Source organism: Dermacoccus barathri, from assembly GCF_015070805.1.
GTDB classification, from domain to species: domain Bacteria; phylum Actinomycetota; class Actinomycetes; order Actinomycetales; family Dermatophilaceae; genus Dermacoccus; species Dermacoccus abyssi.
In genome coordinates, this window is the sequence record NZ_JADCTK010000002.1 from 156,526 (window position 1) to 167,245 (window position 10,720).

Below are 10,720 nucleotides of genomic sequence, written 5' to 3' on the forward strand. Positions count from 1 at the left end.
CGTCCGCGCGAAAGGTCAGCGGTAGTCGATCGGACCCGTACCGGGAGCGCCGTACGGCGCCTGGCCGAATCCACCCGGGGCGCCGGCTCCCGGCAAGGGGAAGTCGAGCGCCCCGTCGGTGAGCTTCACCTTGGCGGCCATGGCGTTCGACGGCAGCTGCATCAGCTGGTTCGCCAGGCCTTCGTCGCGCATGCGCGCGTCGACGTACAGGGCTCCCGTGACGTTCGTCGTGAACGGGTAGATGAGGGCATAGGACAGAAGGGTGAAGACGACGGCGAGCACACCAGCCGCGATCGCGGCGCCGACGCTCGCATCGGACACCTCCCCTCCGTTGGAGGCACCCGCGAGGCTCACGCCGAGGAAGATGAGCATGATCAGGGACACAATGAACTGCACCACCCAACTGATCGCCGAGACGATGAGCTGCGCGAGGATGGTGATGCCGAGAGTGCGCCAGAAGCGGCCCTTCGTCAGCTGCCATGACCGCCGCAGTGCCGTGGTGGGGCCAGCCTTCTCCATGACCACGATGTGCCCGGCGAAGCAGAGGCGAATGCCCACCCACACCACGGCGCAGATGGTTGCGATGCCGACGAGGACGGTCAGGAAGATGGGGCCGCCGTTGTCCTGCGATGCAGCGAGGACGATCGCCAGGATCAGGGGCACCATGACGGCCACCATGATGAGAACCATGAGCAAGCCCACGCCGAGCATCGACCACATGCGCCGCACTCCCACACGCAGCGATGCGCTGACGGTGGCGCGGCGGCCCATGACGGCCTGGGCGAACACGTGGACGAGACCGGCGGCTGACGCCATGGCGGCGAGCCCGGCGATCGGCGCAGCGAGACCGATGACGACCAGCGCCGCCGTGTCCGGAGTGCCGTCGGCGCTCGAGCTGTTCATCGCACCCGTGATGACGAACGCAGCCGAGAGGATGGCAGCGAGGAGCGCGCCGACGAGGACCGTGCCCACGGACCCGCCGGGGTTACCGCGAATGGTTTGGAAGGCGGCGTCGAAGATGTCGCCGACGTTCTGAGGACGCAGCGACATGACGCCGGGCTTGGCCGCCTGCGGGACGAAGGCGGGGCCGGGGGGAACGAAGCCGCCCTGGCCGGGCCCGTACCCGGGCTGACCGTAGGGATTCTGAGGCGCGCCGTAACCACCCTGGCTATAACCGCCCTGGCCGTAGGCGCCCTGCCCGTAAGGCTGCTGCTGGGGCGCACCCTGCCAACCAGGGTTCGCCGGGCCGTTCTGCCCGCCCCACGGTGTGCGATTGTCCTGGCTGCCGTACTGGCCCGCGCCTTCGCCCGGCACCTGCCCGTCGTACGGGCCGGGTGGCGGCTGCTGACCCCAGTTGCTCACGGTGATGTTCCTCCCAGTTGATCGTGCGCGATCACCCTATCGGCCTGGACGGACACCGGCGGGCAACGGAGTTCAGCCGTTTTGGAGCGCAGACGCCCGTCGCACCGCCTGACGGAACGAGACGGGTTCGGCACCCAGGTTCATGTGAGCGGCGACGATGGAGGGCTCGTCACGGCACAGCCGCCATCCACGGCGCACGAGGACGCCCGGCGGCTTGCGTCGTTCGGAAAGGTCACGAGCGAAACGTCGAGCCGCCGTCACGTAGCGGTTACGACGCAGGCACCAGGCCTGTTCGAGGAGCCCGCGCTCACGCAGGCCGGCGATGACGTGCGGGGCGAAGATGCCCTCGGCGACGACGAAACGCGCACCGTCGAGGTGCACGGGGTGGGTGCCCTCGGCGCGGCTGTGCGAGATCGAGTACGTCGGTGCGTTCACGGTGCCCTCGCGGCACAGCGTGTCGAGCGCTACGGCAGCAGCCTCTTCGTTCCACGTGCCCGGGTGGTCCCAATCGATCTCGCCGTTCGCGAAGCGGGGTAGGTCGCGAGCGTCGTGGTCCTTGTAGAAGTCGTCGAGGTTGACGAAGGCCCACCCGTGCGTGGCCGCCAGGTGCCGGGCCAAGCGCGACTTGCCGCTGCCCGAAGGCCCCGACACGACGACGACGCGGGCGAGGGGAGAGGACGATCGAGCCTGCGTCACAGCGCCGTGAGAGCTTCCATCGCCGCGCGCGTGGCCGCCAGGCGTTCGGCAGCCTGAGTGCGGGCGCCGGCGAGGTCGTCGCCGTCGACGTGAGCGATGGCCTCCAGGTAGACCTTGACCTTGGGTTCGGTGCCGCTGGGGCGCACGATGACGCGGGTGCCGTCGGCCAGGAGGTAGCGCAGACCGTCCGTGGGCGGCAGGCCTCCGTCGCCCTTCGCGAGGTCGTGGAAGGCTGCGACGACGACGTTGCCGACCTGCGTTGCGGGCTGCTCGCGCAGGCGCCCCATGAGCGCGGGCATGAGGGCGAGGTCGCTCACACGGATGCTGAACGAGTCGCTCGTGTGCACGCCGTGCTCGCGAGCCAGGTCGTCGAGCAGGTCGACGAGGGTGCGGCCGTCAGCCTTGAGACCGGCGGCGAGCTCCGCGACCGCGAGGGCCGCGCTGATGCCGTCCTTGTCGCGGGCCACCGCCGGAGCGGTGCAGTAGCCGAGCGCCTCCTCGTAGCCGTAGGCGATGTCGCGAACGCGCGCGATCCACTTGAAGCCCGTGAGGGTCTCCTCGTGCGGAACGCCGGCGGCCCGGGCCATCGCGCCGAGCAGCCGCGAGCTGACGATGCTGTTCGCGACGACGCCCGGTCCGCCATCAGCACCAGTGGCGGCTCCGGTCGTGATGAGGCCGAGAGCACGGTGGCCGAGCAGCGCGCCGACCTCATCGCCGCGCAGCATGCGCCAACCCTGCGGGTCGGCGTCGGTGGCCGCCTTGGGGTCGGGCACGGCGACGGCGCACCGGTCGGCGTCCGGGTCGCTGGCGATGACGAGGTCCGGGGAGGTCTCGCGAGCGAGCTCAAGCGCCGCGTCGATGGCGCCCGGCTCCTCCGGGTTGGGGAAGGCGACGGTCGGGAACTCCGGGTCGGGCTGCTCCTGCGAGGCGACCGGGCGCGGGCGGGCGTAGGCGGCCGCCTCGAAGGCCTCGAGAAGCGTGGCCGAACCGACGCCGTGCAGGGCGGTGTGCACGATCGAGAGGTCGGCGGCGGGCGCGCCGACCGCCGCCGCGCACGCCGCGACGTAGTCGGCGGCCAGTTCATCGGTGAGCGTCTCCCAGCCGTCCTCGGCGCGAGCGACCGACGCGGCCGTGGGGAAGGTGTCGATCGCCGCGGCGATCTCGACGTCGGAGGGCGGCACGATCTGGCTGCCGTCGCCGAGATAGACCTTGTACCCGTTGTCCTGCGGCGGGTTGTGGCTGGCCGTCACCATGACGCCGGCGTCGGCGCCGAGGTGTCGGATCGCGAAGGCCAGAACGGGCGTCGGCAACGGACGGGGCAGAATGAGCGCTCGCCCACCCGCGGCCGTGACGACAGCGGCCGTGTCCGCGGCGAAGACGTCGCTGTTGTGGCGGGCGTCGAAGCCGATGACGACGGTGACGTCACGGCGTGCCAGCGAATCCTGCAGGTACCGCGTGAGCCCGGCCGCGGCGCGCAGCACGACGACGCGGTTCATGCGGTTCGGCCCCGCACCGAGGGCGCCACGCAGGCCCGCCGTGCCGAACTCGAGGAACGCGGCGAAGCGGTCGGCCAGGTCGGCGGCCGCCACGTCGTCGCCACCTTCGGCGCGCGCGACGACGGCCTCGAGCTCCGCGCGGGTGGCGGCGTCGGGGTCGTCGGCGATCCAGGATCGGGCCGAGGCGAGCAGGTTCTCGAGACTCATCGCGTGGTGCCTTTCGGGCGGGTCGAGGGGATCAGAGTGCGCGGACGATGCCGGAGAGCAGCTGGCCGCAACGCGCCGCGGCGGCCTGACCGGCCTCGATGACTTCCTCGTGGCTCAGGGGGTTCTCGCTGATGCCGGCGGCGGCGTTCGTCACGAGGGAGATGCCGAGCACCTCGAGGCCCGCGTGACGCGCGGCGATGGCTTCGAGCGTCGTCGACATGCCGACGAGATCGGCGCCGAGCGTCTTGGCCATGCGCACCTCGGCGGGCGTCTCGTAGTGCGGCCCGGGGAACTGGGCGTACACACCCTCGTCGAGGTCGGCGTCGACGCCGCGGGCGACGTCACGCAGGCGCGAGGAGTAGAGGTCGGTGAGGTCGACGAAGGTGGCGCCCTCGAGCGGTGACGTGGCCGTGAGGTTGATGTGGTCGCTGATGAGCACCGGCGTGCCCGGCGCCCACTCGGGGCGCAGTCCGCCGCAACCGTTCGTCAGGACGACCGTGTCGCAGCCGGCCGCCGCAGCCGTGCGCATGCCGTGGACGACGGCGCGCACGCCCTTGCCCTCGTAGTAGTGGGTGCGCGTACCGAAGACGAGAGCACGCTTGCCACTGCCCTCGATCTCGATGGAGCGCATCTGACCGGAGTGGCCGGCCACGGCGGCGGCCCCGAAACCGGGAACGTCCGTGTTGTCGACCGTGGCCTTGACCTCACCGATGAGATCGGCCGTCTGGCCCCATCCGGAGCCCAGCACGAGGGCGACGTCGTGCTTCTCGACGCCCGTGCGTTCGCGGATGACGCGGGCAGCGTCACGCGCGACCTCGAAGGGGTCGACGGAAGGGTCGGCAAGGGGGGAGAGGCTCGTCTGCTCGTTCTGCTCGTTCTGCGCGTTCACGTCGTTCAGGGTAGTGCTCCCCACCGACGACCGGGAACCGAACGCGGTGGCCGGAGTCTGCGAGAATGGGTCGTGAGAGTCCTCATCGGGGATTCGATTTATCTTGACGTCAAGTGATTTGATAGGTCTGTGAGCTCTCGGAAGAAGTCTGTCGTCGTCATCGGTGGTGGCCCGGGCGGTTATGAGTCCGCGCTCGTCGCCGCTCAGCTCGGTGCCCAGGTCACCGTCATCGATCGTGACGGTCTCGGTGGTGCTGCGGTGCTCACCGACTGCGTCCCCTCCAAGACCCTCATCGCCACGTCCGACTTCCTGTCGCGCTTCGAGGCGGCCGGCCGTCTGGGTGTCGGGTTCGACGCGTCGCAGGAGGACCAGCACGCGCACGCCAACCTGGGGCAGGTCAACGAGCGCATCATGAAGCTCGCAAAGGCCCAGTCGCGCGACATCCAGGCACAGCTCGAGAGTGTGGGTGTGCGCATTCGCCGCGGTATCGGCCGCATCAAGGGCCACGGCTGGGTGGAGGCCGAGCTCGACAACGGCGAGACCGAGGACATCCGCGCTGACGTCATCCTGCTCGCCACGGGTACGAGCCCGCGCATCATGGATTCGGCCAAGCCGGACGGTGAGCGCATCCTCACGTGGCAGCACATCTACAACCTCACCGAGGTGCCCGAGAAACTCATCGTCGTCGGTTCCGGTGTCACGGGTGCCGAGTTGGCGCACGCCTACCTGGGCCTCGGTTCGGACGTCACGCTCGTGTCGTCGCGTGACCGCGTGCTGCCCGGTCAGGACGCCGACGCCGCCACCGTCATCGAGAACGTCTTCCGCCGCCGCGGCATGACGGTTCTCAACCGCAGCCGTGCCATGGCCGCAACGCGCGAGGGCGAGAAGGTCATCGTCACGCTCGAGGACGGGCGCAAGGTCGAGGGCAGCCACGCCATCCTCGCCGTCGGTTCGATCCCGCAGACGAAGGGCATCGGCCTCGAGGCCGCGGGCGTCGACCTCACCGAGTCGGGTCACATCGTCACCGACCGCGTCTCGCGCACGACGGCCCAGGCCATCTACGCCGCAGGTGACTGCACGGGCGTGTACCCGCTCGCGTCCGTCGCCGCCATGCAGGGCCGCGTCGCCATGCACCACGCGCTCGGTGACGCGGTGCAGCCGCTCAACCTGCGCGGTGTCACGGCCAACATCTTCACCGACCCCGAGATCGCCACCGTCGGTTACAGCCAGACGGACATCGAGGAGGGCAAGATCGAGGCGCGCACGGTCACGCTGCCGCTGTCGACGAACCCTCGCGCGAAGATGCGCAACATCACGGACGGCTTCGTCAAGCTGTTCGCGGTGCCGGGGTCGAACACGATCGTCGGCGGCGTCGTCGTCGCACCGCAGGCCTCGGAACTCATCTACCCGATCGGTATGGCGGTGCAGAACCGCCTGACGGTCGACCAGGTCGCCAACACGTTCTCGGTGTACCCGTCGATGACGGGCTCGATCGCGGAGGCCGCACGTCGCCTGCACAGCAGCGACATCATCTGATCCCACATGACCTCGACGAACGCCGCCACGAGCGAGCCCCAGCCACGGCGTGAGGCATTGCTCGACGCTGCGACGGCGGTGCTCGCCACGTCGGGTCTGCGTGGGCTCACGCACCGCGCCGTCGATCGTCAGGCCGGGTTTCCCGAGGGCACGTGCTCGGTGAGTTTCCGCACCCGCGCCGCGCTGCTCGCGGGGCTGACGGGCCACGTCGGGGCGCGCCTGGCCGACGAGGTGCGTGCGCTCGGCGATTCGCTCCCAGACGTGTCCGGCGACCCGATGATCACCGCGCCGTTCGCCACCGCGCTGCTCGAACGATGGGTGACGGACGACGGTGGCGCGCTCATGATCGCCATCCTCGAGCTGTCGCTCGAGTCCCTGCGGTCACCGGAACTCGTTCCGGCCGTGGGGGAGTGGCGCGGTGAGCTCGTCACGATCGTCGAAGGCATCGTCAGCCGTACGACGACGGACAACGCCCGCCTGCGCGCCGAGACCGCCGTGGCCAGCATCGAGGGCATCGTGCTGTCGGCGCTCGCCGTGCCCACCGAGGAACGTGGCGCCTACATCGACGCCACGCTGCGTACGGTGCTCCAGGGAACGGCCCCGCAGGACTGATCCGCACACGCAGGCGCGTGCGCGTCTGTAGTGAACGTTTTCTCCCTTGAATGTGTGAAGGCCCGAGCCGTAATGGCCCGGGCCAACACACGTTCAAGATGCTTACTCGGCGTCCTTGATCTCCGCGATGACGCTGCCCGCGGTGACGGTCTCGCCGACAGCGGTCTTGAGGCCGGTGACCACCCCGTCCTTGTGAGCGGTGATGGGCTGTTCCATCTTCATCGCCTCGACGACGACGATCGTGTCACCGGCAGAGACGGTGGCACCGTCCTCGACGCTGACCTTGACCACGGTGCCCTGCATCGGAGCGGTGAGCGAGTCGCCACTGGCGGCGGAGCCGCCGCCGCTCTTGCGGGACGTACGGCGGCCCGCCGACTTGCCCTTGCCTCCGGCCGGCGCGACGGCGAGGTCACCCGGCAGCGAGACCTCGAGGCGCTTACCGCCGACCTCGACGACGACGTTCTGGCGCGCCGCCTGCTCGGCCGCAGCCTCCGGGGAGCCGTCGAACGGGGCGATCTGGTTGTCGAACTCTGTTTCGATCCAGCGCGTGTGAACGCTGAACGCGTCGTCCGGGGAGTCGGTGAACTCCGGTGCGAACGCAGGATCCTCGACGACGACCTGGTGGAAGGGGAGCACCGTCGGCATGCCCTCGATGACCGTCTCGGCAAGCGCGCGGCGGGAACGTTCGAGAGCTTCCTTGCGGGTGCGGCCGGTGACGATGATCTTGGCCAGCATCGAGTCGAAGGCTCCACCGATGACGTCACCGGAGACGACGCCGGAGTCGACGCGAACGCCGGGGCCGCTGGGAGCCTTGAAGGTCTCGACGGTGCCCGGTGCGGGGAGGAAGCCGCGGCCGGCGTCCTCACCGTTGAGGCGGAACTCGATCGAGTGCGCGTGCGGCGTGGGGTCGTCGTAGCCGAGTTCCTCGCCGCGGGCGATGCGGAACTGCTCGCGCACGAGGTCGATGCCGGTGACCTCCTCCGAGACGGGGTGCTCCACCTGCAGGCGCGTGTTCACCTCGAGGAAGCTGATGACGCCGTCGGTGCCGATGAGGTACTCGCACGTACCCGCGCCGGTGTACCCGGCCTCCGTGAGAATCGCCTTCGAGGCGCGCAGCAGTTCCGCGTGCTGTTCGTCCGTGACGAAGGGGGCGGGGGCCTCCTCGACGAGCTTCTGGTTGCGGCGCTGCAGCGAGCAGTCACGGGTGGAGACGACCACGACATTGCCGTGGCTGTCGGCGAGGCACTGAGTCTCGACGTGGCGGGGGTTGTCGAGGAACCGCTCGACGAAGCACTCGCCGCGCCCGAACGCGCTCACGGCTTCTCGGACGGCCGAGTCGTAGAGGTGGGGGATCTCCTCGATGCTGCGGGCCACCTTGAGGCCGCGGCCGCCACCGCCGTAGGCGGCCTTGATGGCGACGGGCAGGCCGTGTTCCTTCGCGAAGGCCACGACTTCGTCGGCGTCGGCCACCGGGTCCTTGGTGCCGGGCACGAGCGGGGCGCCGGCCTTGGTGGCGATGTGGCGGGCCTTGACCTTGTCGCCGAGGCCGTCGATGGCTTCGGGGGACGGACCGATCCACGTCAGGCCCGCGGCGATGACCGCCTGGGCGAAACTCGCGTTCTCGGCGAGGAAGCCGTAGCCGGGGTGGACGGAGTCGGCGCCGGAGGTCTTGGCGACCTCGAGGATCTTGTCGACGACGAGGTAGGAGTCACCGGGGGTGGAGCCGCCGAGGGAGTACGCCTCGTCGGCGACCTTGACGTGCAGAGCGTCACGGTCGGGCTCGGCGTAGACGGCGACGGAGGTGATTCCGTCGTCCTTGGCGGCGCGTGCGATGCGGACGGCGATCTCGCCGCGGTTGGCGATCAGAACCTTGGTGACAGAACCCATGGGGAGACCATATCGGGCGGCCCAACGCCCGACGTGGCTACCCAACGGTAGAAATTTTCGTTGCGAATCGATGCCTCCGATGTGGAATAGCAAGGCGGTTCTCGGGGTTGGCGCGAACATGGCTGAAAACACGAATGTGCCCACCGTCTCCCTCTCAGCAGGCTCCGAAACGGTCGAGATGCCGCAGCTCGGTTTCGGTGTCTGGCAGGTCGAGGACGACCAGGCCGCCGACGCCGTGCGCGAGGCGATCAAGGTCGGTTACCGCAGCATCGACACCGCGAAGGTGTACGAGAACGAGGCCGGTACCGGCGCCGCTATCGCGAGTGCGGACGTGCCGCGCCACGACATCTTCCTCACGACGAAGGTGTGGAACGAGGATCAGGGCTACGAGGCGACGAAGAAGGCGTTCGACGCCTCGATCGAGCGCCTGGGCGGCAAGGACGCCGTCGAACCGCTCGATCTGTACCTCATCCACTGGCCCACTCCGGAGAAGGACACCTACGTCGAGACGTTCAAGGCGATGCTCGAACTGCGTGACGCCGGGCGCGTGCGCGCCGTCGGAGTGTGTAACTTCGAGCCCGAGCACCTGCAGCGCCTCAAGGACGAGACGGGCGAGTTCCCGGCGATCAACCAGGTGGAGCTGCACCCGAAGTTCCAGCAGAAGGCCGTGCGCGACTTCTGCTCTGCCAACGGCATCGCGGTCGAGGCGTGGAGCCCGCTCGGTCAGGGCGGCGACATCCTCACCAACCCGGTGCTCGACGGCATCGCGGAGCGACTCGGCAAGACGGTCGCACAGGTCATCATTCGTTGGCACCTGCAGATCGGCAACGTCGTCATTCCCAAGTCGGTGACGCCGAGCCGCATCGCCGAGAACTTCGACGTGTTCGACTTCGAGCTCACCGAGGACGACCTGTTCGCCATCAGTGACCTCGACAGTTCCGACGGTCGCATCGGCCCCCACCCGAACGACTTCAACTGACGTTGTGGCCGCCGCGAGCACCTGCTCGCGGCGGCACGTGGGGGTGAACCCATCAGCCGACTTCGGGCATCAAGGCGCGGTACATCGCCTCCATGATGACGGCTGGGGCGGGGACTCCCTCCCGCGGTTCGTCCCGGAGGAGGACGGTGAGGGATGGGGCGGACCCACCCCTCATCACCTCGTAGCGAAGGGCTCCGTGCATGAGCGCCAGTTCACCGTATTCGTGTGCATCGCGGCCGGCGAGGGCCTCTGCGCCGAAGATGAGCACACTCGGCACAGGTAGCCCGAGGAACAACGGCGGCACGAGAGCAGGGTTCGTTCCCACGACGTGGTAAACGCGAGCCCAGCGGACCTGCATCGCATGCAGCGAACGCGCGAAATCCAACCGCTCGTCGTCCGACCACGGCGCTGGCAGGGCGACCGACGCCTCGATGTGCTCCACAATGCCGTCCCGGGGTTTCTGGATTTCGAGGGAGCCGTTCACTTGGCCGCGTTCACCCTCGGGGCGCGGGCCGACGAAGTGGAGGAAGTGGCCGTCTGCGTTCGCGCGCCCGTACCGGGACGAAATATCGGGAACCGACCAGCGTTGGGTGACCGGCTCCTGCACACCCCAGCCGAGCGGCTGCGCTCCGCTCAGTGCTCGACAAACGGCTTCTGCGAGCCCTCCGACCCGGATGTTCGTGCGCCTCGGCATGAGCGTCTCTGCTTGCACCCGGACACCACCGATGTCCTGCGCCGAGCCCTGACGCGAGTACTGCTCGTGCAGGGCGTCCTCCGCGAAGTAGTGGCCGTCCCGTTCATGGACACGCTGGCCGGTCGTTCCGACGTAGAGGGCGCCGCGTCCGTCGTCGACGACCCACATGACACCGAGTACATCGCACAGGTGTGCCATAGGCCGCGTGAGTTTCGTTGTGTCCGGCGTGAGGAGCACCAGGCCGCCGCCGGCTGCCTTCGCTTCGCTGATCGCTTTGGACACCCATTGCGTGTGACCGACGACGGGCGCCTCGGAATACAGCACAGTCGTGTGCCCACTGACTCGTCTGGCAAAGCCCATGG

The 10,720-nt window shown here is 69.1% G+C and carries 9 protein-coding genes; 3 read left to right on the forward strand and 6 right to left on the reverse strand.

Annotation, left to right across the window (positions count from 1 at the left end; all coding sequences use genetic code 11):
* Nucleotides 1–15: 15 nt before the first annotated feature.
* The 4 genes from IM689_RS14980 to IM689_RS03810 form a co-directional block, all read right to left on the reverse strand.
* A complete protein-coding gene (locus IM689_RS14980; protein WP_193642973.1) occupies nt 16–1,362 on the reverse strand; it encodes a glycerophosphoryl diester phosphodiesterase membrane domain-containing protein in 1,347 nt (448 codons plus the stop codon).
* Nucleotides 1,363–1,434: 72 nt separating this feature from the next.
* Nucleotides 1,435–2,058, reverse strand: coding sequence for a uridine kinase family protein (locus tag IM689_RS03800; protein WP_193642974.1), 624 nt, complete (start codon nt 2,056–2,058; stop codon nt 1,435–1,437).
* A complete protein-coding gene (locus tag IM689_RS03805; RefSeq protein WP_193642975.1) occupies nt 2,055–3,761 on the reverse strand; it encodes a phospho-sugar mutase in 1,707 nt (568 codons plus the stop codon). Before IM689_RS03805 ends, IM689_RS03800 begins: the two co-directional genes overlap by 4 nt.
* Before the next feature lie 31 nt (nt 3,762–3,792).
* On the reverse strand, nt 3,793–4,650 hold the full coding sequence (locus IM689_RS03810; RefSeq protein ID WP_193642976.1) for a purine-nucleoside phosphorylase: 858 nt from the start codon (nt 4,648–4,650) through the stop codon (nt 3,793–3,795).
* A 129-nt stretch (nt 4,651–4,779) separates the two neighbouring features.
* On the opposite strand from IM689_RS03810, the gene IM689_RS03815 reads away from it, so the two are divergent.
* On the forward strand, nt 4,780–6,186 hold the full coding sequence (locus IM689_RS03815) for an NAD(P)H-quinone dehydrogenase (protein ID WP_193642977.1): 1,407 nt from the start codon (nt 4,780–4,782) through the stop codon (nt 6,184–6,186).
* A 6-nt stretch (nt 6,187–6,192) separates the two neighbouring features.
* A complete protein-coding gene (locus IM689_RS03820) occupies nt 6,193–6,798 on the forward strand; it encodes a TetR/AcrR family transcriptional regulator (RefSeq protein ID WP_193642978.1) in 606 nt (201 codons plus the stop codon).
* Between the two features lie 102 nt (nt 6,799–6,900).
* Here IM689_RS03820 and IM689_RS03825 read toward each other — a convergent pair whose 3' ends face one another.
* Nucleotides 6,901–8,685, reverse strand: a complete 1,785-nt coding sequence (locus IM689_RS03825; protein ID WP_193642979.1) for an acetyl/propionyl/methylcrotonyl-CoA carboxylase subunit alpha — start codon at nt 8,683–8,685, stop codon at nt 6,901–6,903.
* Nucleotides 8,686–8,803: 118 nt separating this feature from the next.
* On the opposite strand from IM689_RS03825, the gene IM689_RS03830 reads away from it, so the two are divergent.
* The gene (locus IM689_RS03830) at nt 8,804–9,664 is read left to right on the forward strand and encodes an aldo/keto reductase (RefSeq protein ID WP_193642980.1); all 861 of its coding nucleotides are present in this window, start codon (nt 8,804–8,806) and stop codon (nt 9,662–9,664) included.
* Nucleotides 9,665–9,716: 52 nt separating this feature from the next.
* On the opposite strand, the gene IM689_RS03835 is transcribed toward IM689_RS03830, so the two are convergent.
* Complete coding sequence (locus tag IM689_RS03835; RefSeq protein WP_227484456.1) at nt 9,717–10,718, reverse strand: DUF6177 family protein; 1,002 nt, start codon at nt 10,716–10,718, stop codon at nt 9,717–9,719.
* Nucleotides 10,719–10,720 lie beyond the last annotated feature (2 nt).